Source organism: Kitasatospora sp. NPDC058406, from assembly GCF_042722765.1.
Taxonomy (GTDB): Bacteria; Actinomycetota; Actinomycetes; order Streptomycetales; family Streptomycetaceae; genus Kitasatospora.
Genome location: NZ_JBHXKE010000058.1, coordinates 17,343 through 40,885, shown reverse-complemented (window position 1 = coordinate 40,885; position 23,543 = coordinate 17,343). Strand labels below are relative to the sequence as shown.

The following is a 23,543-nucleotide window of genomic DNA, read 5'->3' as shown; positions in this document are numbered from 1 at the left end:
TCTCGGAACCGGGTGGCGGGGCCTCCGCACACCTGCCTGACGACTACTACTACTTCCTCTTGCGCTTCTCCCGCACACGCACGGAGATCGAGATCGGCGTGCCGACGAAGCCGAACTCCTCACGCAACCGGCGCTCGACGAACCGGCGGTACCCGGCCTCCAGGAAGCCCGAGGCGAACAGCACGAAACGCGGCGGGCGGGTGCCCGCCTGGGTGCCGAACAGGATGCGCGGCTGCTTGCCACCGCGGATCGGGTGCGGGTGCGCCGCGACCAGCTCGCCGAGGAAGGCGTTCAGCCGGGCGGTCGGGATACGGGTCTCCCAGCCCTCCAGCGCGGTCTCGATCGCCGGAACGAGCTTCTCCATGTGGCGGCCGGTCTTCGCCGAGACGTTGACCCGGGGTGCCCACTGCACCTGGACGAGGTCGCGCTCGATCTCGCGCTCCAGGTAGAAGCGGCGCTCCTCGTCGAGCTGGTCCCACTTGTTGTACGCGATGACGACGGCACGCCCGGCCTCGACGGCCATCGTGATGATCCGGGTGTCCTGCTCGGCGAGGGTCTCGCTGGCGTCGACCAGGACGACCGCGACCTCGGCCTTCTCCAGCGCGGCGGAGGTGCGCAGCGAGGCGTAGAAGTCGGCGCCGGCGGTCAGGTGGACGCGGCGACGGATACCGGCGGTGTCGACGAACTTCCAGGTCTTGCCGCCGAGTTCGATCAGCTCGTCGACCGGGTCGCGGGTCGTTCCGGCCACCTCGTTGACGACCACCCGCTCCTCGCCGGCGACCTTGTTGAGCAGGCTGGACTTGCCGACGTTCGGCCGGCCGATCAGCGCGACGCGGCGCGGGCCGCCGAGGGCGGCGTCGCCGAAGGTCTGCGGCGGGGCCTCGGGCAGCGCGGCCATCACGGCGTCGAGCAGGTCGCCGGAACCGCGGCCGTGCAGGGCCGAGACGGGGTGCGGCTCGCCGAGGCCGAGCGACCAGAGGTAGGCGGCCTCGGCCTCGGTGGACGGACCGTCGACCTTGTTGGCGCACAGGACGGTCGGCTTGCCGGCCCGGCGGATGAGCTTGATCAGGGCTTCGTCGGTGTCGGTGGCGCCGACGGTGGCGTCCACGACGAACAGCACCGCGTCGGCGGTCTCGATGCCCAGCTCGGCCTGGGCCGCGACCATGGCGTCGATGCCGAGGACGTCGATCTCCCAGCCGCCGGTGTCGACGACCTTGAAGCGGCGGCCGTTCCAGCTGGCCTCGTAGCTGACGCGGTCGCGGGTGACGCCGGGCTTGTCCTCGACGACGGCCTCACGGCGGCCGATGATGCGGTTGACCAGGGTCGACTTGCCGACGTTCGGGCGGCCGACGACGGCCAGCACCGGCAGCGGCAGGTGGCTGCCGTCGCCGAGGCCGTCGACGTCCTCGGGGTCGAACCCCTCTTCGGCGGCGAGCGCCATGAACTCGGCGTACTCGGCGGCGTCCAGCTCGCCGTGTCCGGCGGTGGAGTGCTCTGCGGTCATGTTCGTGTTGTCCGTTTCCCGGCCCGGCCCTTCCCAGGGGCGTGCCGTGCGTACCTGCCCCACCGGGGCAGCGCGATTGTTGTCCGGGTGCCGTGTCGGCACCCGTTCGTCCAGGTGCCGGTGCGGCACCCGTTCATCGGTGGTGGTCACCCGGCGACGACGTCACCGGGTGGATCGGACGGTCGGCCCGGAGGCCGACGGCCCCGGTCAGACCGCGGAGAACCCGGCCCGCTCCTCCACCAGGGCGGCGATCGTGTCGATCACCTGCTCCAGCGTGAGTTCGCTGGTGTCCACCCGGACCGCGTCCGCGGCCTGGGTGAGCGGGGCGGTCGTCCGCGAGGAGTCGGCCGCATCCCGGCGGGCCAGGTCGGCGGCCATCGCGGTGATGGTCGCCTCGTCCACGCCCTTGGCACGCAGCTCGGCCGCCCTGCGCTCGGCGCGGGCCGTCTCCGACGCGGTCAGGAAGATCTTGACGGTCGCGTCGGGGAAGACCACGCTTCCCATGTCCCGGCCCTCCGCGACGATGCCGCGCTCGGCGACCTCGGCGCAGCCGCGCTGCAGCTCGACCAAGCGGGTCCGCAGGGCCGGAACCGCGGCGACGGCGCTGACGTGCGCGGTCACCTCGGGGCCCCGGATCGGACCGGCGACGTCCTGACCGTCGACGGTGATGGTCGGGCCGTGCGCGTCCGTGCCGGACACGATCACCGGCTTGCCGCAGGCGACGGCCACTGCCTCGGGGTCGTCGACGTCGACGTCGTTGGCCAGCATCCACCAGGTCATCGCCCGGTACATCGCACCGGTGTCCAGGAAGCTCAGCCCCAGCCGGGCGGCGACCGCCCGGGAGACGGTCGACTTGCCGGAGCCGGAGGGTCCGTCGATGGCGACGACGACCGGGGCGTGCGCTCGGTCGGCAGTATCCACGGCACGAACCTCTCTCTGAATCTCTGCGCATGGCGACCCGAACCAGGGGGAAGCCGGGGGAGTGTCTCCCCCAAGGTTAATGGAACGCCGCCCGACCCCGACCCAGTCGGTGCCCGGGCCGGTCCACGGGCAGGCCAGATCCGCCCCAGCACCGCCGCCCGACGCTCCCGGTCGCCGGGCGGCCCGCTCCGAACCGTCCCCGAACCCGTCACCGACCGCCCACCCGCAGCCCCCCACCCCCCTCAGCTCGCGCTCAGTCGCCCCGGATCGCCGCCAACGCCTCGCCTGCCGCCGCCGTCAGCCGCTCGTCACGCAGGGGCGTCAGTACCGCCCCGCCCAGCATCCGCTCGTGACCCTCCACGTACGCCTCCAGCACCGGCACCGCAGCGTCGGCCGGTCGGCCGATCGCGGTGAGGTGGCGCAGCACCGCCGACAGCTCGTCGTCGTACTCGCCCGCGGCCCGTGCGGGCCCCATCGGGCCCGCTGTCGCCCTGGCGCCCCTCAGCCGCCGCGCCGCCGCCCGCTCGCCGGTCAGTTCGCCGACCAGTACGTCGACCGCCGGCCCGGGCTCACCGGTCAGCCGCCACCAGGCGTGCGCGGCCTCGACCCGGGTCCGCTCCCCCGGCGAGGTCAGGAGCGCGCGGACGGCACCGGCGTGCCGGACCGCCCGCGGGCCGAGGTCGGCCAGGTAGGGCAGGTGCGGCCGGCCGGGACCGGCCTCGGCGGCGGCGCCCAGCACCTCCAGCGCCGTGAGGTGGTCGCCGGTGACCCGCCAGAGTGCCCAGACGGCCGTCTGCGTACCGTGCCAGGGCAGTGCGCGCGGGTCGCGCGGCCGCTGCGCCCCGACGGCGGGCACCCCGACACCGTCCGCCAGCTCGCGCAGGCGCGGTGCGGCCCGCTCCGCCGCCGGGCCGATCGCACCGAGCGCTGCGGCGGTCCGGCGGGCCTCCCCGGTCTCCAGCAGCGTGACCAGTCGCGGCACGCCCGGGGCCGCGACCGGTCCCCACGCGGCCAGCGCCTCCAGCGCGCCCGCCCGCGCGCCTCCGCCCTCCTCCTGGAGCGCGACTTCGACCGCGGGCAGCAGGGTGTCGGCCTCGCCGGGGTGGGAGCCGACCAGCCGGCCGATCGCGAGGTCGTAGCCGGAGCCGCAGAGCCGGTGCCGCAGGTAGGTCAGCACCCGCGGGTCCCCGAGGTGGGCCAGCGCGAACGCCTCCGGCCTCCCGTGGTGGGTGGGGAGGCGGGCGAAGAGCCTCTGCGCGAGCAGGTCCGCGTACGGGGCCGCCGCCGAGCCGGCTTCGGTGAGCAGCCGCGCGGCGCTCTCGCGGGCCTGCCAGCCTGGATGGTCTAGGTGCCGTGCGGCCAGGGCGTACAGATCGGCGGTGTCGGCCCGACGGTCGGTGACCGTCCGGGCGGCGCGGTCCAGGGCCCAGCCGGCCCGCTGTCCCGCCGACTGCCGGCCGCTCGGCTCCGTTCGCAACAGTGCGTCGGCCAGGGCCCGGCTCTCGTTCGGGCGGTCGGCCAGTGCCTCGGCGGTCATGGTGTGGAGAAGGCCGACCGCCGGCCGTCCGGGGTCCTCCGTGTCGGTCAGCGCCGCTGCCGCGAGGGCGCCCAGCCCCGTGTCGTCCGTTCCGGGCCTCAGCCGGAGCCTGCCCGCCAGCGCCGCCAGCCGCACCGTGGGGCTCGGATGCCCGAGCCACCGAGCGAACCACTGGTACCGGTCCGGATCATCGGGTTCCTCGCCGGTCCCGGCTCCGTCCCCCGTCCCGGCCGACCCAGCCCCGGCCGACCCAGCCCCGGACGTCCCGGTCGCCTCCGGCAGCAGCGCCACCAGCACTGCCAGCTGGCCCGCCAGCACGCCCGCGTGCGTCTCGCGCCCGGCCTGGGCCCGCAGCGCCGCGGGCACCGCCGGTTCGTCGGCACCGAGCCACTTCAGCACCGGCGGGGCCGCCGCCCGGACGTCAGGGTCCGTATCCGCGACCGACCGGACGACCTCGGGCACCACCGGAGCCAGGACCGCCGTCCCGCCCAGGTCCGCGATCGGCCACCAGTACGCCGCCGGTTGCTCCGCGAGCTCCGTCAGCAGCCTCAGCGCCTCCGCGCGGGTCCGCCCGCGCGCCGACCGCAGCATGCGGACCAGCAGCGGTACGGCGCCCGGCACGGCCTCCCCGCCCCGTCCGGGTGCGCGCAGGTCGGTGCGGAGCCGGGCAACCGCCCGCCGCAGCGCCCAGGCGGACATCCTTTCCTCCGCTTCGACCGCCGCAGTCGTCGTACCCACCCGCCGCCCTCTCTCCTTCCCCAGCCCGTCGACCCTCACCGCGGCTCACCGCGGCTCACCGCGGCTCACCGCGGCCCACTGCGGCCGCCGACGCCTGTTCGGGCGGCGCCCCCGGCGCGGCCTGCCGAACGATCGGGCCGCCGTCGGCGCCCTGCCCCGGAGGAGGGGCCGCTCCGGGCCCGGCTCAGTCCCGCACGCTCCACCCGCTGGCCCGCAGCGCCGCCGTCAACGGCCGCACCGCACCCGGCGCCACCGACAGCTGGACGAATCCCACCTGCTGGCCGGTCGAGTGCTCGATGTCCACGTCCTCGATGTTGACGCCTGCCGCACCGACCTCGCCGAAGAGCCGGCCCAGCTCGCCCGGCTGGTCGCCGAGGACGACGGCGACCGTCTCGTACCGGGTGGGCGGCGCACCGTGCTTGCCGGGGATGCGGGCCTGGCCGGTGTTGCCGCGCCGCATGACGGCCTCGATCCCGGCCGCACCGCCCCGCCGCTCGCGCTCCTCGGCGGCCTGCAGCGCGCGCAGCGCGCCGACGGTCTCGCCGAGGTCGTTGGCCACCTCGTCCAGCACGTCGGCGACGGCGCCGGCGTTGGCGGACAGGATGTCCACCCACATCCCGGGGTTGGAGGCCGCGATCCGGGTGACGTCCCGGACACCCTGGCCGGAGAGCCTTATGGCGGTCTCGTCGGCGTTCTCCAGCCGCGCGGCGACCAGCGAGGAGAGCAGTTGCGGGGCGTGCGAGACCAGGGCGACCGCACGGTCGTGCGCCGAGGCGTCCATGACGATCGGCATGGCCCCGCAGAGCGCGACCAGTTCGAGGACGGCGTTCAGCGTCTCGGTGTCGGTGTCCGCGGTGGGGGTGAGCACCCACGGGCGGCCCTCGAACAGGTCGGCGCGGGCGGCCAGCGGGCCGGACCGTTCGCGCCCTGCCATCGGGTGGCTGCCGATGTAGTGGACGGTGTCGCAGCCGAGCGCGGTGACGTCGGCACGCGGGCCGGCCTTGACGCTGGCGACGTCGGTGTAGAAGCGCGCCAGTTCGCGGCGCTGGCAGTCGGCGAGCACCTTGCCGACCAGCGCGGGCGGGACGGCGATGATCGCCAGGTCGACCGGACCGTCGGCCGGTTCGGTGATGCCGGCGCCCAGCGATTCGGCGGTGCGGGCGGCGTCCGGGTCCGCGTCCTCCAGGTGGACGGTCAGACCTCTTCCGGTGAGGGCGAGCGCGGCGGAGGTGCCGATGAGTCCGGTACCGACGACGACGGCTGTGCGCATGGCGGGTTGGCTCTCCTCGCAGAACGAACGGGCAAGCGGGACAACGGAACCGGGCGGAGCGGTACGGGCCCGGGACGGCCCGGACGGACCGCACCGGACGAAACGGCTCCGGACGGCGCCGGATCGGTCGGACACGTCCGCCCCATCCTCTCGTATCCCCGTCGTCCGCACGGACACCGCGACCGCGACCGAGCCCCCGAGGGCAACCGCGAGGGCAACCGCGACCGCAACCGGACGGCCCTCCCACCCGTCCCCACACACGACCCGCGCGAAAGCGCCCGGCTCCCCGGCACTCGGGCCACGGAACGCACGCCACGGAGCGCACGCCACGGCGCCCGTACGCCGCGCACGGCGAAATCCGGGGACGGGAGCGCCGACGCACGGCAGGATGGGCCGCCCAAGGGGAGGCCCTGGCGCGATCGGCGCCGACGGTACGAGACGAAGGGGTTGGCCGGGTGAACGATCAGCACAGCAGCGACCAGCATCGACCGCAGGACGGGGACCACGGCGAACGGCCGGAATCCTCCACTCCCACCAGCCCCCCGTCCTACCCGGCCGACTCCGGTCCGGTCGACCCCACCGCGCCCACCGCGCCGCCCGCACCCCCCGCACCGCCCGTCCGCACCGCCCCCGCGGTGCCGTCCGTGCCGTCCGTGCTGGACTCGGTCGTCGTCCACGCCGTCGGCGCGGTCTGCCGCCGCCGGGCCCGGGTGGCCGTACCGCCGGGCGGACGGCTCCGGCTGACGGGGCTGCCCACGGCCCTGGAAGGGCACTCGCTGCGCGCCCGGGTGCTCTCCGGCCCGGCCGGCACCGCCGTCACGGAAGCCCGCCTCGAACCGGTCGCCGAACTTCGCGAACCCACCGAACTCCCCGAGCTCCGAAAGAAGTTGAACGAGGCCCGGGAGCGCGAGCACGCCGTCCGGGAGCGCCAGCGGCTGATCCTCGCCGCCGTCGCCGAGACCGCCGCGCTGCGCGCCGTCCCACCGCAGCGCCGCCGCGACGAACCGCTCCGCCGGACGCCCGCCGATGCCTGGCTGGAGCTGGCCGAGTTCGTCGACGAACGCCTCACCGGGCTCCAGCAGCGCGCGGAGGAGCTGACGCGCGAGATCGAACTCGCCCATCACGAGACCGAGTTGCTCACCGATCAACTGAACCGCTCGTCCACGGCCGGCCCGGCCCGGCCGGTGGAGGTCTCGGCGACCGTTCTGCTCACCCTCACGGCGACGCCGCCGGGCAGCGACCACGACACCCCCGGCACCGCCACCCCCACCAGCACCGCCGACCTGGACATCGAGCTGGAGTACACCGTCCGGACCGCCCGCTGGGTGCCCTCCTACCGGCTGTCGTACGCGCAGGGGGCCGACACCGGCCGACTGGTCCTGCGCGCCTCCGTCGCCCAGCTGACCGGCGAGGACTGGAGCGGCGTCCGGCTCGCCCTCTCCACCGCCGACCTGGACCGCCGCACCGACCTGCCCAAGCTGCGTTCGCTGCGGATCGGCCGCAGCCAGCCCGCCCCGCCGCCCTCGGGCTGGCGCGAGCCCCCGGGCGGCCTGGCCGACCTGTTCACCGGCTACGACGCGGTCGGCCCGCGCCCCGGGCTGCCGCGCCCACTGATCGCCGGAGCCGCCCCGCGGCCCCGCCTCGCCGGTCCGGTCGCCCCGGCCGTCGCGCTGCCTCCGCCGGCGCCCGCCGCCCCGGGAGCCGCCCCGGCCGGCGGCCTCCTCTCCGCCTACGACGAACCGCACGCCGCCCCGCCGGCTCTCGGCTTCGCCGGGTACGGCGCGCCCCCGCCCCCGCCGGCTCCGGTCGCCTCCCGTGCCCGTGGGGCGCGGGGCGGGAGCGCGAGCCGCAGACGGGCCGCCGCACCGGAGGGCCTCGGCGTCGGCGACGACCTCCTGTCGCGGTTCGACTCGGCCGCCGCCGCCGGCGGGTACGAGGAGGGCGGCCCGGGGGTGCCCGCCGGTCCGCCGGTCCCCGACGCCCTGCTGCTGGACTACCCGGCGCTCGTCCTGCTGGGTCCGGACTCCGCTTCCGGGGTCCGGGGCACCCTGCAGCGGTCCGCGCCGCGGCCCTCCGCCCGGCCGGGCGTCGGCCACCTCGTCGCGGGCATCGACCATCTGGCGCTGCCCCGGCACGCCGTGCCCCCGCGGGTGTCGGCCGGCTCCTTCGACCACCGCTTCGACGCCGCCGCGCCCGCCGACATCCCCTCGGACGCCACCTGGCACACCGTCACGATCGACGAGATCCCGGTGTCCGTCCGTCCCGAGTACGTGACCGTCCCCGCCGTCGAGGAGAAGGTCTACGCCACCCTGTTGGTCTCCAACCCGACCGACCGGGCGGTGCTCGCCGGCCCGGTCGAGGTGACCGTCGACGACGAGTTCCTGCTCACCGCGGCCCTGCCCACCCTCGCCCCCGGCGGGGTGAGCCGACTCGGCATCGGCGTCGCGGAGTCCGTCGAGGTGACGCGCCGCACCGAGCTTCGCGAGTCCACCGCAGGCATGCTGAACAACAGCACCGTGCTCGACCACCGGGTGCACGTCGAACTGGCCAACCGGCTCGGTCGCCCGGTCACGGTCGAGGTCCGCGAACGGGTGCCGGTCAGCTCCGACTCCGAGATCCGGATCGAGGAGCGGGCCGACTGGCGCGCCCCCACCGAGCCCTCGCCGGAGTGCCCGCCCAGCAGCCGGCTGTGGCGGGTCGAGCTGCCGCCGGGCGGCCGGGCCGAGCTCGACGGCGGCTACCAGATCAGAATCCCGGCCGGAAAGGCCATCGTCGGCGGAAACCGGAGGAACTGAACGAGATGACCGATACCCCCCTCCCGAGGACACCCGCCCCCGATCGCACGGCCCTCGATCCCGCCGCGGCCGACGCCACCGCCGTCAACGCCCCTGCCGAAACCGTCCCCGGGGGCACCGTCCCCGCCGTCACCGCCCCCGGGGGCACCGTCCCCGCCGTCACCGTCCACCCTCTCCCCGTCACCGCCGTCACCTGCCTGGAGGACCGCAGCCAGGTCGAGCGCACCGTCACCCTGGAGCTGGCCCCCGGCATCCAGCGGCTGCGCCTCGGCCCGCTCACCGCCCTGGCCGTCGACCGCACCCTGCGCGCCGAGGCCGACACCCCGGGCGTCCGTGTCCTGGACGCCCGCATCGTGCGCGCCTGGACCCCGCGCGCACCGCTGCCGCCCGGCCCGGACGACTCCGAACTGCGCCACCGCCTGCACCGGCTGGACGAGCACACCCGCGCGGAGGGCAGGCTGCTCGAACGGCTGGAGGCCCGGTTGGGCCTGCTGGCTCAGCTCTCCGCCGACCTGCTGCGCGAGGTCGGCGAGGGCGCGGGCGCCGGCGAGGTCGAGCGCACCCGCTGGGCGCGCGAACTGGCCCGGGTGGACGCCGAACGGGAGCGGTACGGCGAGGAGCTGCGGGCCACCCGCTCGCGGCTGCGCGAACTGGAGGAGCAGCGGTCCCAGGCGCTCACCGCCCTCGACCAGGCCGAGGAGCAGCCGGCCGAGCTGGTCGCGCACCTCGACCTCACCGTCGAGGCCGCGGCGGCCGGGCCCGCCCGGCTGACCGTGAGCCACCTGGTGCCGTGCGCGCTCTGGCGGCCCTCCTACCGGGCGACCCTGACCGACGGCGAGCTGCGGTTGGAGTCGGAGGCGGTGGTCTGGCAGCGCACCGGGGAGGACTGGACCGGCGCCCGGCTGACCTTCTCCACCGCGCGCTCGGCGCTGGCGGCCGAACCGCCCGCGCTCGTCGAGGACCTGCTGATGCTGCGCGAGCGCACCACCGAGGAGCGGCGCACCGTCGACGTCGAACTGCGTGAGGAGGAGGTCTCCACGCTCGGCCCGACCGGGGCGGTGCCGGGCGTGGACGACGGGGGGGAGGTGCGGGTGCTGCCCGCCCCGGCACCCGCCACCGTGCCGTCCGACGGGCGGGCGCACCGGGTGCCGCTGGGCACCTTCACGGGCCCGGCGCGCAGCGAGTACGCGTGCGCGCCGGAGCTGTCGCCGCTGGTCACCCAGGTGGTCAGGTTCCGCAACGCGGCCGGGCACGCACTGCTCGCGGGGCCGGTCGAGCTGGTCCGGGGCAGCGGCTTCACCGGGCGCGGTGAGCTGCCGTTCACGGCCACGGGGGCCGACACCGAGCTGTCGTTCGGCAGCTCCGACGGCTACCGGGTGGTCCGGGAGACGGAGGAGCGGCAGTCCACCGCCGGCCTCGGCCAGCGCTCGGTCACCACCCGCACGGTCCGGCTCTACCTCTCCCGGTTCTCCGGGCCGGAGGAGCGGGACGAGCAGCTGGTCGCGGTGCGCGAACGGGTGCCGGTCTCCGAGGTGTCGGCGGTGGAGGTGCGGCTACGCAAGGAGGAGTGCTCGCCGGCCCCGGACGCCTTCGACTCCGAGGGCATCGTCCGCTGGGACGTCCCGCTCGGCCCGGGCGCCCGCCGGGCCGTCACACTGGTGTACGAGATCTCGGCCTCCGCCAAGGTGGCCGGTCTGTGAGCCCCGCGTCCCCGGCCCCGCCGTCGACCCGCCCCCCGTGGCTCGACCGCCTGTGGCCCGACCGCCCGTGGCTTGGCCTCCTTCGGCCCGACCGCCCGCGACCCGGCCGACCCGCGCGAACCGTCGCCATGACGTCCGCTCAGGTACAACAGGAACATGATCCTGCACCTCGCTCCCCTGGACGACTGGCTGGCCGACCCGGGCCGGCCGTACGCCACGGCCTCGCTGCTCACCGACGGGTTCATCCACTGCTCGGCGGACGAGGAGACCGTGCTGGCCGTGGCCAACGCCTTCTACGCCGACGCCCCCGAACCGCTGATGGCGCTGCTGATCGAGGAGTCGCTGGTGGAACCGATGGTCAAGTGGGAGGCCCCGCACGGCGCACCGCCGCCCGGGGCCTCCCCCGGCGTGCTGTTCCCGCACATCTACGGCCGGTTGAACCGGACGGCGGTGGTCGGTCTGGCGAAGGTCGAACGCGGGCCGGACGGCCGCTGGGCGGGCCTCACCCCTTGGAGCTGACGCCCCGGCCGGGGGCTCACCGGCCTGCGGCTCACCGGCCGGGGACGCCCCGGCCGGCGGTTCCCTGACCGGCCCCCGGCCTCGGCCCGGCCACCCGCCGCGCAGCCGACCGCGCCCCACCCGGCCGCGTCACAACCACCCCCGCTCCCGGGCCGCCATGCCGGCCTGGAAGCGGGTGGTGGCGCCCAGCTCGCGCATCAGGCTCTGGAGGCGCCGCTGGGTGGTCCGGGCGCTCCAGCCGAGCGACCGGGCGATCGACTCGTCGGTGAGGCCGGCCGCCAGCAGCCCGAGCAGCTTGCGGTGGTCGGCCTCCGGCTCCGGCGTCTCCTCCGTGGCGCCGATCGCCGCCTGCAACTGGACGGCCCGCTCCCATTCCGCCTCGAACAGGGTGTCCAGCGCCTGGAGCAGCGCCGAGGGGTGGATCACGTAGGCGGCGTCGAGGACGCTGTCACCCACACTGATCGGGATGATCGCCATCCGGTCGTCCGACATGATCATCTTCATCGGGAGCACCGGCCGGACCCGCGCCTCCTCGCCGTCCGCGACCCCGGCCAGGATGTTCTTCTCCAGCCGCCCGGGCCAGGCCACCGCCTCCCGGTCGTAGACGGTCCGGAACCGCAGCCCCTCCTTCATCCGCTGCCGCTGGAGGGGGATGTTGGCCACCGGGTCCTGGATGTACGGCGGGCAGTCGAAGCCCCGCACCTGGTACTGGCTGGTCTCGGTGATGTGCTCCAGCCGCTGCGCGATGGCCTCGCCACCGGTCAGCACCTCGACCGAGTGGGCCGGGTCGGTGTACCGCGAGGCCTCCCGGAAGGCGTCCATCAGCCGGTGCATCTCGGCCCTGGCGTGGCGCAGTTCGGATTCGCGGTGGCCTATCAGGGTGCCGATCGCGACGTCGGGCGCGACCGGCAGGAAGCGGTGGCGGTCCACCGGGGCCCGGGTGGCCATGCCCTGCTGTGCCAGCCGGTCCAGCGCGCGGACGCTCTGCTGGAGGCTCAGGTCACAGAGGGCGGCCAGGTCCTCGGCCGTCGACTGTGGATTGGCCACCAACGCCGCGTAGACCCGTCCGTCCGGCGTGGCCAGCCCCAGAGCGCTGAGTGGTGCATCGGACACGGCGTCGCTCCCCGTTCGCCTCTCGCCCCTGCGCCGGTGGCGCAGTCCCGCCACTCGGCGGATCGCGGACAGGTGGCAATCTTCGGCCACGGATCATGACGCTGACAAGACGATCACCGGACGATGCGGCCCGCTTCACAGCAGGACCCGCCGAACGGCGTGAGGGCCTCCCCGCCGAACGGCGGGGAGGCCCTCACGGAAACACGTCACGAGGGGGACCCGTCCACAGGTCCACCGTCTCCGGTGCGGACCCTGCGGACCGGCTCGGCGAGGGGCGCCCGCGGGAGCGGCACGCACCTCACCGAAATCGACCGGTCTACAGACCGACCTCGTGCATCAGCTGACCGACCTCGGGGTTGGTGAGGCGGCGCAGCCAGCCGGACTTCTGGTCGCCCAGCGCGATCGGACCGAAGTGGGTGCGCACCAGCTTCTCGACCGGGAAGCCGGCCTCCGACAGCATCCGCCGGACGATGTGCTTGCGACCCTCGTGCAGGGTCACCTCGACCAGGTAGTTCTTGCCGACGTTCGAGATCACCTTGAAGCTGTCCGCACGGGCGAACCCGTCCTCCAGCTCGATGCCCTGCGCCAGCTTCTTGCCGAGGTCGCGCGGGATCGGCCCCTGGATCGCGGCCAGGTAGGTCTTGGTCACGCCGTACCGGGGGTGGGTGAGGCGGTGGGCGAGCTCACCGTGGTTGGTGAGCAGGATGATGCCCTCGGTCTCGGTGTCCAGGCGGCCGACGTGGAACAGCCGGGTCTCCCGGTTGGTCACGTAGTCGCCGAGGCACTGCCGCCCGTCCGGGTCCTCCATCGTGGAGACCACGCCGGCCGGCTTGTTCAGCGCGAAGAACAGGTACGACTGGGTGGCGACGGTCAGGCCGTCCACCTTGATCTCGTCCTTCTCCGGGTCGACCCGCTTGCCCTGCTCGGTGACCCGCTTGCCGTTGACATCGACCCGGCCCTGGTCGATCAGCTCCTCGCAGGCGCGCCGGCTGCCGATGCCGGCACGCGCCAGCACCTTCTGCAGTCGCTCGCCCTCGGGCTCGCCGAAGGTCTTGGGCAGCTTCACGGCCGGCTTGTCGTGCCGGGCGAGCACCGCGTCCTCGATCCGGGCCTGCAGCTCACGCGAGCGCTGCGGCTGGCGGCGCGGGTCGCCCGGGGCGCCCTGCCCCTCGCGGCGCGGGCGCGGGGCCGGGTTGGGCCGACGGCCGGAGAAGCCGCCGCGGGCCGGGGTGGCGTTGGGGCCGCCGCCGAACTCGGGGCGGTCGTACTTCCGCTCCTCCGGCCGCAGCGGCCGGTCGGGGAAGCGACCGTCGTCACGACGGTCGTCCCGACGGTCATCACGCCCGGACCCGCCGCCGTACGAACCACCGCGCGAGGCCGAACCGCCGCGCGAGGGGCCGGAGCCGCGCGAGGGGCCGCCACCGCGCGAGGAGCCGGAGCCCCCGCCGTACGAACCGCCGCCGCGCGAGGAGCCGGAGCCCCCGCCGTACGAGCCGCCACCGCGCGACGAACCCGCACCGGAGCCGCCGCCGGAGCCGCCGTACGAACCGGACCCGCCACCGGACCCACCGCCGTACGAACCGCCGCGCGAGCCCGACCCGCTACGACCGGCGCTGCCCCCGTAGGAGCCGCCCCGGCCCCCGCCCTGTCCGCCGCGACCGCTGCCGCCGCCGCTGCTGTTCCTGCCGTTGCCACTGCTACGCATCAAAGTGTCCGTACGTCGTTTACCGTCTGGGATGTGCGGTCGTTTCGGCCGACCTCACCGCCCCCTACCGATCAGGCGCAGCCCGACCGGCCTCGCCACTGCCGTCCACGGCCTGCACGGCAGCGGCGGCGACCGCCTCCGCGATCATCGTGCCCTCCAGGGACTCCGCTTCCACGTCGTCGACCTCGGGCAGGAAGGGAGCAAGCTCCGGCAGCTCGTCCAGGCCGCGGAGCCCCATCCGTTCCAGGAAGTAGTTCGTCGTCCGATACAGGATCGCACCTGTTTCGGGCTCGGATCCGGCCTCTTCCACCAGTCCTCGCTGTACCAGGGTACGCATCACGCCGTCACAGTTCACACCGCGGACGGCTGAGACCCGCGATCTGGACACCGGCTGCCGGTAGGCGACCACCGCCAACGTCTCCAGCGCGGCCTGTGTCAGACGGGCCTGCCGGCCGTCCAGGACGAAGCGGTCGACGGCCGGTGCGCACACGGCCCGGCTGTAGAACCGCCAGCCACCGGCCACCAGTCGAAGGTCGAAGCCCCGGCCCTGTGCGGTGTACTCGGCGGACAACCCGGACAGCGCCGCCGCCACCTCCGCCCGCGACCGCTCCAGCACGGACGCCAGGTGCACCTCTCCGACGGGCTCGTCGACGATCATCAGGATCGCTTCCAGCTCCGCCCGCAGTCCGGGCCCGTCCGCCGACGGAACCGTCGGCACGGACCGCCACGGTTCAGCGCCGACGACCCCGTCCCGCCCGTCCGGGCTCCCCGGCATCTCCGGGCCGGGCCGCTCCGCCGCACCGGAAGTCGACGGAGCCGACTTCTGGTGCACGACGACCGGCTCGACAGCTGCACCGCCGACGCAGCCGGTACCCGCCGCCACACCCGCACCAGCACCAGCACCCGCCAGGCCGCCGATGGTCACCGGGCCGGCACCCGCCGGGGCTCCGTCCACCGTCCGCCCCTCCGTCCCGGCAGCGGGCTCCACCGGGACGGTGGGCGCAGGCTCCAACCACTCCTCGGCCCGCGGCTGCCCCGGCACCCCGAGCGGCCGCCGAGGCACCCGCCGTCCGTCATCGGCCCCGACCGTCATCGCGAGCCCTCCTCTCTCCGCACCTCCGCGGCCCGCACGTCCGCGGCCCGGCCGTCCGCGGCCCGCCCTTCACCGGCAGGCCGGTCGAACTCGTCCGTCACGTCGACCGCCCCGCGGTCCGCCTCGGCCACCCAGCGCACGACCAGCTCCCCGAGCGCCTCCGGCTGCTCGAAGGCCAGCACCCGCTCCCGGTAGAGCTCCAGCAGCGCCAGGAACCGGGCGACGACGACCAGGTCGTCCGGCGCGTCCGCGACCAGTTGCCGGAACGTCGCCTCCCCCAGCACGGTCAACAGCCCGACGACCAGGCCCGCCTGCTCGCGCACGCTCACCGGCGGTGTGTGGATGTGGTCGACGTAGACCACCGGTTTCGGCTTGGGGACCATCGCCCGGGCCGCCAGCTGTGCGAACCGCTCGGCGCCGATGCCGATCACGACCTCGGGCAGCAGCCGGACGTGCCGCGGTTCCAGGCCGACGGACCGGGGCCGGCGGAACAGCTCGGCGGCCCAGCGGTCGCCGAACAGCGCAGCCGCCCGCTTGTAGGCCCGGTACTGGAGCAGCCGGGCGAAGAGCAGGTCCCGGGCCTCCAGCAGGGCGAGGTCCTCCTCGTCCTCGACCTCGGCCGCCGGGAGCAGCCGGGCCGCCTTGAGGTCGAGCAGCGTGGCGGCGACCACCAGGAACTCCGTCGTGACGTCCAGGTCCCAGTCCGGGCCCATGGCCCTGATGTGGGCCATGAAGTCGTCGGTGACGGTCGCCAGCGCCACTTCGGTGACGTCCATCTTGTGCTTGGCGATCAGGCTCAACAGCAGGTCGAACGGGCCTTCGAAGTTGCTCAGCCGTACCCGGAAGCCACCCTGCGGCTCACCGCCGCCCGCCCCGGCACCTGCCCCGGTGGCCATCGCGGCAGGCGCGGCAGGCGCGGCGACAGCCTCGACCGACCGGGCGGTCCCGGCGACGGCGGAGGGTTCGGGCGTACTCGACATGGCGGTCCATCTTCACCCGGTGCCGCCGCCCGCTCCGTGCGGGGGCTCACCGACACGCCGCACCCGCCGCGCACGCCGCCGGGAGTACTTCACCGGCCGCCGGACCCCTCGCAAGCCCACCCCGGACCCGCCGGGGACCCACCCCGGGCCCACCCCGGGCCCCGGAACGCTCGACGGGGGCTCCACGCCCCTACCGGCCTACCGGCGGCCGACGAGGTCGGCGCGCGCCGTCCCCCGGGCCCTCGGCCGCCCTCAGGCGCCCTCCGCGCGCCGGGGCGCCCCCAGGGGCCCGGGAGCCGCTCAGCGCCGCTCAGGGGTGGCTCAGGGGCCGCCAGGACGCGGTCCAGGGTCGGCCCGGCCGCGACCGGGGCACCGTCCGGAGGCCCGGACCACCCACGGGACATCGGTGAGCGCCGACGACGGCGGCCCCGAAGGCGGAGCTCGACGACCCCGGCAGGCCCCACCGGGCCGGCGGAGTGCCGCTGGGCCCGATGCGCCGGAGTTCCGCTGCGCCGGAGCGCCGGAGCGGCTTCCGACGGGCCGACGGGCGGCCCCGGGCGTCAGCGCCCGCGCAACCGCCGCACCAGGATGCTGGCCTCGCCGCGCTGCTCCAGATCCGCCAGCACGACCGCGATGGCCTCCCGGACGATCCGGCCGCGGTCCACCGCCAGGCCGTGCTCGCCCCGGAGGACGAGACGGGTGTGCTCCAGGTCCATCAGCTCTTCGGCGGACACGTACACGGTGATCTTCTCGTCGTGCCGCTCGCGCCCGGTGGGACGGCGCGGGGCCCGGCCCCGCGGCCTCGGCCGTCCGCCGGCAGCCGCCGGCTCCTCGACCGCGCCTGCGTGCTGGCGCGGCCCCGGTGCGGCGGCCCGGCCGCCCTGCCCGCCGACGCCCTGCGTACCGCCGGCACCGGCACCCGGCCCGCCGACGCCCTGTCCTACGCCGCCCTGGCCGCCCGGCTGCGCGGGCGCGGGCACCGTGCCCGCCGCACCGGCCGGCCGGCGCACGGCCCGCCGGTGCTCGCCCGGTTCCCCGGCCGCGCCGCCGTCACCGCCGGCGCCACCGCCCGCGGCCTCGCCACCGCCCTCCGCGTACTCCGCACCGCCCACGCCCTCGGCGCCCTCGGCACCGTCCGCGTCGACGGTGCCGTTGACCGCCCTGGCGGTCTCCGGTCGGGGCGCCTCGGCGGCCGAACGCGACGCGAGGGAGGGCGACAGCGCCATCCCGCCCGTGGTCCGGAACAGCTCGTCGGCACCCGGGAGACTCACTCGGCGGGGCGGCACCGGTCGAGCACCTCCCTGGCGAGCTGGCGGTAGGCGGCGGCACCGACCGAGTTGGTCGCGTACGTCGTGATCGGCTCGCCGGCGACGGTGGTCTCCGGAAAACGGACGGTCCGCCCGATGACGGTGTGGAAGACGTGCTCCCCGAACGCCTCGACGACGCGCGCCAGCACCTCACGGCTGTGCACGGTGCGCGAGTCGTACATGGTGGCGAGGATGCCGTCCAGGCGGAGCTCGGGGTTGAGCCGCTCGCAGACCTTCTCGATGGTCTCGGTGAGCAGCGCGACGCCGCGCAGCGCGAAGAACTCGCACTCCAGCGGGACGATCACGCTGTGAGCGGCCGTCAGCGCATTGACCGTCAGCAGACCCAGCGAGGGCTGGCAGTCGATGATGACGAAGTCGTAGTCGGGCAGCAGCGGCTTCAGGGCGCGCGCCAGCGCGGACTCCCGGGCCACCTCGCTGACCAGCTGCACCTCGGCGGCGGAGAGGTCGATGTTCGACGGCAGCAGGTCCATGCCGGGCACCGCGGTCTTCAGCAGCACGTCATCGGCCGTCAGGCCCCGCTCCATGAGCAGGTTGTAGACGGTGACGTCGAGCTCCATCGGGTTGACGCCGAGGCCGACCGAGAGGGCGCCCTGCGGGTCGAAGTCGACGAGCAGCACACGGCGGCCGTACTCGGCGAGCGCCGCGCCCAGGTTGATGGTCGACGTGGTCTTGCCGACGCCGCCCTTCTGGTTGCACATCGCGATGATCTGCGCGGGACCGTGCTCGGCCACCGGCGCGGGGATCGGGAAGTACGGCAGCGGGCGCCCGGTCGGGCCGACCCGCTCACGGCGCTGACGCGCGGCGTCGGGGGCGAGCGTGGCGGCGTACTCCGGATCCGGTTCGTACTCGGCGTCGGGGTCGTCGTAGGCGCCGTAGGCGAACTCTCCGTAGGCCAGGCCGTGGGCCGGCAGGTCGACGTCGTAGTCGGTCACCGTGGTCACCTGTGCTGTGTTCTGGCGTGCTTCGAAGGTACGGAGTGCGACCGAGCCGACCTCGGCCGAGCCCACGGTGGCCTGCCGGGCCCCGGACTCCTCACGCGGCTGGCCGGCGATGTGCTCCGCCAGTCCTGGCTGACCACCCCCGGGAGCAAATGTCGACTCATTCACAAGTCGTCTTACCTCCTTGGGTATCCAGGACTCTATGTCGATTCGTCAGCGTGGCAGCATGCCGACGGTTTGCGACTCTAGGCCGTTCAAGGCGTTCGCAGCAACACAATCCACGGTAGTGGGCAGGATGTGTCGACTATCAGGCGACCCTCTGTCAAGGGATGCGCGAGCCCTTGACCCTAACGTTTCTGCGGTCGGGTGACGCGACCGACGGAAATTGACGACAGAGCGACCCGCCCGCGCCGCGCCCGCCGTCACCACCGGGTTCACCCCTCGTTCACGGGCCGGCCGGGGCCCCGTCGGCACGCCTGTTCGCAGGCATGGCGAAGCCCCCGGCCCGAGGGGAGCGGGTCGGGGGCCGACGGGCCGCCGTGCGGGCGGCTGCCCGTTCAGAGAGGCCGGGTGTTCAGCCTCAGGCGAGCACGCTCTCCAGGGAGACGGACTCCAGGCCGAAGGCCTCGGCGACGGCGCCGAAGGTGATCTGGCCCTCGTGCACGTTCAGGCCCTTGGCCAGCGCGGCGTCGCGGCGCAGCGCGTCCTTCCAGCCACGGTTGGCCAGCTCGACGACGTACGGCAGCGTCGCGTTGGTCAGCGCGTAGGTGGAGGTGTTCGGGACGGCGCCCGGCATGTTGGCCACGCAGTAGAAGACCGAGTTGTGGACCGGGAAGGTCGGCTCGGCGTGGGTGGTCGCGTGCGAGTCCTCGAAGCAGCCGCCCTGGTCGATGGCGATGTCGACGAGCACGGAGCCCGGCTTCATGCGGGAGACCAGCTCGTTGGTGACGAGCTTCGGGGCCTTGGCGCCCGGGATCAGCACGGCGCCGATGACCAGGTCGGCGTCGAGCACCGCCTTCTCCAGCTCGAAGGAGTTGGACATGATGGCCTTGATCTTCGTGCCGAAGACCTTGTCCGCCTCGCGCAGCTTGTTGATGTCGCGGTCGAGCAGGGTCACGTCGTAGCCCATGCCGATGGCGATGGTGGCCGCGTGCCAGCCGGAGACGCCACCGCCGATGACGACGGCCTTGGCCGGGTGGGTGCCGGGCACGCCGCCGGGGAGGGTGCCACGGCCGCCGGCCGGGCGCATCAGGTGGTACGAACCGACCTGCGGGGCCAGGCGGCCCGCGACCTCGGACATCGGGGCGAGCAGCGGGAGGGCGCCGTTGGCGAGCTGCACGGTCTCGTACGCGATGGCGGTGGTGCCGGAGGCGATCAGCGCGTCGGTACCGGCACGGTCGGCAGCCAGGTGGAGGTACGTGAAGACCGTCTGGCCCTTGCGCAGGCGGTGGTACTCCTGCGCGATGGGCTCCTTGACCTTCAGCAGCAGGTCGGCGGTGGCCCACACCTCGTCGGCGGTGGGGAGGATGGTGGCGCCGGCGGCCACGTACTCCTCGTTCGGGATCGAGGAGCCGAGACCGGCGTTGTCCTCGATGTAGACCTCGTGTCCGTTGCGGACCAGCTCATGCACGCCGGCGGGCGTGATGGCCACGCGGTACTCGTGGTTCTTGACCTCGCGGGGGATGCCGACCTTCACGGCTAAACACGTCCTCTTGCCCTGGGGGTCCCTACCGGAGAAGACCGGCGGGCGACGCGCACGTGGGGAAGCCTCCGGAAGACACCGGGGCACAGCTGTCTGCGCGACTAGGTCCGAGTGTAATGAAGCCCAGGCGACGTGTCAGCCTTCCAAAGTGAATAAATTTGCCGGACACATTGGCAGGTTCGTAGGCTTCCATGACGATCTTCCTGCCGAATCAACGCCAACCGGGCATGTTCGACAATACTCCGAAAGCGCCCTTCACCACCCGGCGACGAGTCGTTCCCGCAGCTCCGCGAGGGCGGCTCCGACGGCCTCGCGGCCCTGCTCGTCGCCCAGCCTCCGCAGCACCGAGAGCGACGCCCGGTACTCCCGCTCGGCCTCCTCGAAACGGCGCTGGGCGGTGTGCGCCTCGGCCACCCGGGCCAGCAACCGGGCCTCGGCGGCCTGATCGCCCATGGACTGCCGGACGCCCAGCGCCCGGCCGTACCAGTCGGCGGCGCGCACCGCGTCCCCGAGCGCCCGGTGGCAGCCGGCCGCGCCCTCCAGGGCCCTGGCGCAGAGCGCCTCGTCGTCGGCGGCGCGGGCGTGCTCCAGAGCGGCCCGGTAGTGCCCGGCGGCCTGCTCCCAGCCACCGGCGGCGGCCTGCAGGTCGCCCAGGTTGAGCAGCGCGGCGGAGGCCCGGCGGGGTCGGCCGTGCCGCTCGGCCACGGTCAGGACCAGCTCGTGCAGCTGGTGGAGATCGGCGGGCGCGGCCGCGCCGGTCAGCGGGAGCGCCCGCAACAGGGCGGTGACCAGCCGACCGGCCGAGCCGTCCAGGTCGCCCTGGCCGATCGCGTCGGCGACGGCGCCGAGCAGCAGGTCCCGCTCGCCGAGCAGCCACTGCCGGGCGTGGGCGGCGGACGTCAGCCGCAGCGGACCGGGCAGCGGGTCGGGTCCGCTGCCGCCGGCCGGGTCGAGGAGCGCCCGGGCCGACTCGGTGAGGCGGACCAGCCGCTCCAGCAGCCGGGCACGGGCCAGCTCGGTCTCGGCCGGGCGGTCCTCCTGCTCCCGCAGCCGGACCAGCCGCGGGTAGAGCCGGCCGGGCACCCGGTAGCGGGCGGTGCCGTCGGCGGCCGGGGGCTCCTCGGTCAGCAGCTCCCGTTCGGCGAGCGCGGCCAGCGTCACGGCGGCCTCCGGCGCCGGGCAGCCGACCAGGGCGGAGGCCGTACGCGGGTCCGCGCACTGGGCGGGCGCCAGGGTGAGCGCGCGCAGCATCCGGGCCTGGGCGGCGGGCAGGGTGGCGTAGGTCAGGGTGAACGCGCCGATCAGCGGGTCGTTGTCCGGGACCGGGACGGGTTCGGCGGGCTCGGGACCGGGCTTCACCCAGGCCGCCGGATCACGCGCCGGATCCGGTACCGGATCCGCCGGGGCCGCAGGTCCGGCGACCGGCCCCGAGGCAGCGGGCCCGGCAGCAGGCCCGGCAGTGGGCCCGGCGGCAGGCCCTGCGGCAGGGCCGGACCGGCCCTCACCGCGCTTCCGTTCGGCCCGGCGCCCCCGGTCCGCACCCTCCGCCTCTCCGGGCCCTCCCGCCCCTCCCGCCCCGCCCGCTCTCCCCTGCCTCTCCACTCCGTCCGACCCCGGCTGCGACGGCTGCGACGACTGCGCCGCCTGCCCGGGCTGTCCCGGCTTCGCGCCCTTCGGCTGCTTCTGCGGCTTCGTCCCGCCGCCCTTCTCCGGCCCACCGGCCGCCCCCGTCGGCCCCGCCACGCCCGCCGTCCCGGCCGCACCGTGGCTCCCCCGCTGCCCGTCGCCCCCGCCCGGACCCGCGTTCGTCCCCGCCGGCGCCCCGCCCCGCACGTCCCCGCGCGCCCCGCCCCGCGCCGTCTCCCGCGCGTCCGCCTCCGCGACCGCCCGCACCAGCTCCTGCGCCGCGTCCGTCACCGCCAGCTCGGGACTGCCGCGCAGCCATCCCGCCATCAGCCGCAGCGCCGCCGGCCGGGAGGCGCAGGCCTCCGCCAGATCGGCCCCGCCGACCGGGTCGCAGCCGATCCTGGTCCCGCCCACCAGGTCACCCAGCAGCTCGCCCGCCGCCGACCGGTCGAGTCCGCCGAGAATGACCGGGTCGATGTCCTCGATGCCGGTGAGCGGCCCGGCGGTGGTGGCCAGGACGAGGCAGCCGGGCTCGTCGGCGAGCAGCGGCCAGAGCTGCCCGGCGTCCCGGACGTCGTCGAGCAGCAGCAGGACGCGCCGACCGGCCAGCGCCTCGCGCAGCGCGACGCAGGCGGGCTCGTCGCGGCCGTCCTCGACGGCACCGGGCAGCGGGACGCCGGCGGTGTCCGCGCCGAGCTGCTCCAGCAGCCGGCGTGCGGCACGGGCGGGCGGCACCCGGCCGCCGTCGGGTGCGGAGAGGCGGGCGAACAGCACCCCGTCGGGGTATCCGGGGGCGACGGTGACGGCGAACCGGACGGCCAGCGCGGTCCGCCCGGAGCCGGGGCGGCCGGCCACGACCAGGACGGGGCTGCGGCCCTCGGCCGGTCGGCCGGCGGCGGCCCGGAGCGCGGCCAGCTCGGCGCGCCGGCCGACGAACAGGGCGGGGCCGGCGGGCAGCCGGTCCAGCCCGGGAACGCGTTCGGCGGGCGCGCCGGGCCCGGCCTCCATCGTCGCCGTCTTCCTCGCCACCCGTGCCACTCCCGACGTCACCCAGCGCTCAGCGGAGGCGGCCCGGGACGGGCGCCCTGTCTGCGAAGCGTAGTTCGACCGCCCGGCCCGACCGGGGTGACATCCGGTCGTACGAACCGGTAAATCACCCCTGCGGATCAACCCGCGGTGCCGGGCCGGCCCCGGAGCACCCGCCGGTCCCGGAAAAGGGCGCTCCCCGGTCCGGGGAAAGGACACCCGTACCGGGGAGCCGGCCACTCCGGGACCGGCCCCGGAACGGCGCCGGTCCCGGAGTGGCGTCACGCCTTCCCGGGGGTTCAGTCCCGGAACGGCCTGGCCGGCCAGGGCGAGTCGGCCGGGCGCAGCGCGTCCAGGCCGCCCGGGGCGTGCAGCGCCGCGGACAGCGCCAGGGTGCCGGTGATCAGGGTGGGGTTGTGCAGTTCGCCCGCGTGGATCAGCCGGACCAGTTCGGCGACCGGCACCCGGGCGGACTCCAGCTCCAGTTCCTCCCCGTGCGCCTGGTAGCGCTCGCCGTCGGCCTCGGAGAGGTCCGTGGCGAGGAAGAGGCGCAGTGCCTCGTCCGTTCCGCCGGGCGAGGTGTAGAAGTCCACCAGCACCCGCCAGGTGTCGGCCTTGCAGTGCGCCTCCTCGTAGAGCTCGCGCTGGGCGGCGTGCAGCGGGTTCTCGCCGGGGACGTCCAGCAGGCCGGCCGGGAGCTCCCAGAGCCGCTGGCGGACGGGGTGGCGGTACTGGCGCAGGACGAGGACCCGCTGCCGGTCGTCCAGGGCGAGGACGGAGACCGAGCCGGGGTGGGTCTGGTAGTCACGGCGGGCCCAGCTGCCGTCGGGCATCCGGACCTCCTCGGTGCGCACGCCGGTGACCCGGCCCTGGAACGGGGTGGTGCTCCCCCGGACCTCCCACTCCTCGGCCACGTCGGCGATGCTGCGGTCGTCCATCACGGTCTCCCCTTTTCGTCAGTACGACACAATCTAACGCCGGACGGCGGGCCCCCCGGGCGTGGGGGGGCCCCGGCCGGGTGGCTTGGGATTGCCGGGTCGGGGGTGCG

16 protein-coding genes are annotated in these 23,543 nt (G+C 75.2%); 3 read left to right on the top strand and 13 right to left on the bottom strand.

Features of this window, described 5'->3' with window-relative positions:
- Positions 1-49 precede the first annotated feature (49 nt).
- From der to ACFWOG_RS14090, 4 genes are all read right to left on the bottom strand, one after another.
- Complete coding sequence (der, locus tag ACFWOG_RS14105; protein WP_329882810.1) at positions 50-1,504, bottom strand: ribosome biogenesis GTPase Der; 1,455 nt, start codon at positions 1,502-1,504, stop codon at positions 50-52.
- 207 nt (positions 1,505-1,711) lie between these two features.
- Positions 1,712-2,425 (bottom strand): (d)CMP kinase, encoded by a 714-nt coding sequence (gene cmk / locus ACFWOG_RS14100; protein WP_329948040.1) that lies wholly within the window; start codon positions 2,423-2,425, stop codon positions 1,712-1,714.
- 253 nt (positions 2,426-2,678) lie between these two features.
- Positions 2,679-4,700 carry a hypothetical protein gene (locus tag ACFWOG_RS14095; RefSeq protein WP_380358130.1) on the bottom strand — a complete coding sequence of 674 codons (2,022 nt, stop codon included), beginning with the start codon at positions 4,698-4,700 and terminating at the stop codon, positions 2,679-2,681.
- Between the two features lie 184 nt (positions 4,701-4,884).
- Complete coding sequence (locus ACFWOG_RS14090) at positions 4,885-5,970, bottom strand: prephenate dehydrogenase (RefSeq protein ID WP_329882807.1); 1,086 nt, start codon at positions 5,968-5,970, stop codon at positions 4,885-4,887.
- Between the two features lie 455 nt (positions 5,971-6,425).
- On the opposite strand from ACFWOG_RS14090, the gene ACFWOG_RS14085 reads away from it, so the two are divergent.
- From ACFWOG_RS14085 to ACFWOG_RS14075, 3 genes are all read left to right on the top strand, one after another.
- Entirely contained in the window at positions 6,426-8,765 is a 2,340-nt protein-coding gene (locus tag ACFWOG_RS14085) for a DUF4139 domain-containing protein (protein ID WP_380358126.1), read from the top strand.
- 5 nt (positions 8,766-8,770) lie between these two features.
- On the top strand, positions 8,771-10,465 hold the full coding sequence (locus ACFWOG_RS14080; RefSeq protein ID WP_380358123.1) for a DUF4139 domain-containing protein: 1,695 nt from the start codon (positions 8,771-8,773) through the stop codon (positions 10,463-10,465).
- 156 nt (positions 10,466-10,621) lie between these two features.
- Positions 10,622-10,984: a DUF952 domain-containing protein gene (locus ACFWOG_RS14075; RefSeq protein ID WP_329948044.1), complete on the top strand. Its 363-nt coding sequence runs from the start codon at positions 10,622-10,624 to the stop codon at positions 10,982-10,984.
- 129 nt (positions 10,985-11,113) lie between these two features.
- Here the strand turns inward: ACFWOG_RS14075 and ACFWOG_RS14070 are convergent, their stop codons facing one another.
- The 9 genes from ACFWOG_RS14070 to ACFWOG_RS14030 form a co-directional block, all read right to left on the bottom strand.
- Positions 11,114-12,097: a helix-turn-helix domain-containing protein gene (locus ACFWOG_RS14070; protein ID WP_329882803.1), complete on the bottom strand. Its 984-nt coding sequence runs from the start codon at positions 12,095-12,097 to the stop codon at positions 11,114-11,116.
- A 316-nt stretch (positions 12,098-12,413) separates the two neighbouring features.
- Complete coding sequence (locus tag ACFWOG_RS14065; RefSeq protein ID WP_380358119.1) at positions 12,414-13,802, bottom strand: pseudouridine synthase; 1,389 nt, start codon at positions 13,800-13,802, stop codon at positions 12,414-12,416.
- A gap of 64 nt (positions 13,803-13,866) precedes the next feature.
- The gene (locus tag ACFWOG_RS14060; protein ID WP_380358137.1) at positions 13,867-14,460 is read right to left on the bottom strand and encodes an SMC-Scp complex subunit ScpB; all 594 of its coding nucleotides are present in this window, start codon (positions 14,458-14,460) and stop codon (positions 13,867-13,869) included.
- Positions 14,461-14,891: 431 nt separating this feature from the next.
- Positions 14,892-15,875, bottom strand: a complete 984-nt coding sequence (locus tag ACFWOG_RS14055) for a segregation and condensation protein A (RefSeq protein ID WP_380358116.1) — start codon at positions 15,873-15,875, stop codon at positions 14,892-14,894.
- Between the two features lie 560 nt (positions 15,876-16,435).
- Complete coding sequence (locus tag ACFWOG_RS14050) at positions 16,436-17,146, bottom strand: hypothetical protein (RefSeq protein ID WP_329948047.1); 711 nt, start codon at positions 17,144-17,146, stop codon at positions 16,436-16,438.
- Positions 17,143-18,210, bottom strand: coding sequence for a ParA family protein (locus ACFWOG_RS14045; protein WP_329882832.1), 1,068 nt, complete (start codon positions 18,208-18,210; stop codon positions 17,143-17,145). Before ACFWOG_RS14045 ends, ACFWOG_RS14050 begins: the two co-directional genes overlap by 4 nt.
- 511 nt (positions 18,211-18,721) lie before the next feature.
- Positions 18,722-19,837 carry an alanine dehydrogenase gene (gene ald, locus ACFWOG_RS14040; protein ID WP_329882799.1) on the bottom strand — a complete coding sequence of 372 codons (1,116 nt, stop codon included), beginning with the start codon at positions 19,835-19,837 and terminating at the stop codon, positions 18,722-18,724.
- Positions 19,838-20,098: 261 nt separating this feature from the next.
- Positions 20,099-22,498, bottom strand: a complete 2,400-nt coding sequence (locus ACFWOG_RS14035) for an AAA family ATPase (protein WP_380358113.1) — start codon at positions 22,496-22,498, stop codon at positions 20,099-20,101.
- A 296-nt stretch (positions 22,499-22,794) separates the two neighbouring features.
- Positions 22,795-23,433 (bottom strand): NUDIX hydrolase, encoded by a 639-nt coding sequence (locus ACFWOG_RS14030; RefSeq protein ID WP_329882797.1) that lies wholly within the window; start codon positions 23,431-23,433, stop codon positions 22,795-22,797.
- Between the last annotated feature and the right edge of the window lie 110 nt (positions 23,434-23,543).

Coding starts and splice junctions, on each gene's coding strand:
- der (WP_329882810.1), bottom strand. CDS start 1,504: ATGACCGCAGAGCACTCCACCGCCGGACACGGCGAGCTGGACGCCGCC.
- ACFWOG_RS14090 (WP_329882807.1), bottom strand. CDS start 5,970: ATGCGCACAGCCGTCGTCGTCGGTACCGGACTCATCGGCACCTCCGCC.
- ACFWOG_RS14080 (WP_380358123.1), top strand. CDS start 8,771: ATGACCGATACCCCCCTCCCGAGGACACCCGCCCCCGATCGCACGGCC.
- ACFWOG_RS14075 (WP_329948044.1), top strand. CDS start 10,622: ATGATCCTGCACCTCGCTCCCCTGGACGACTGGCTGGCCGACCCGGGC.
- ACFWOG_RS14065 (WP_380358119.1), bottom strand. CDS start 13,802: ATGCGTAGCAGTGGCAACGGCAGGAACAGCAGCGGCGGCGGCAGCGGT.
- ACFWOG_RS14060 (WP_380358137.1), bottom strand. CDS start 14,460: ATGATCGTCGACGAGCCCGTCGGAGAGGTGCACCTGGCGTCCGTGCTG.
- ACFWOG_RS14055 (WP_380358116.1), bottom strand. CDS start 15,875: ATGTCGAGTACGCCCGAACCCTCCGCCGTCGCCGGGACCGCCCGGTCG.
- ACFWOG_RS14030 (WP_329882797.1), bottom strand. CDS start 23,433: ATGGACGACCGCAGCATCGCCGACGTGGCCGAGGAGTGGGAGGTCCGG.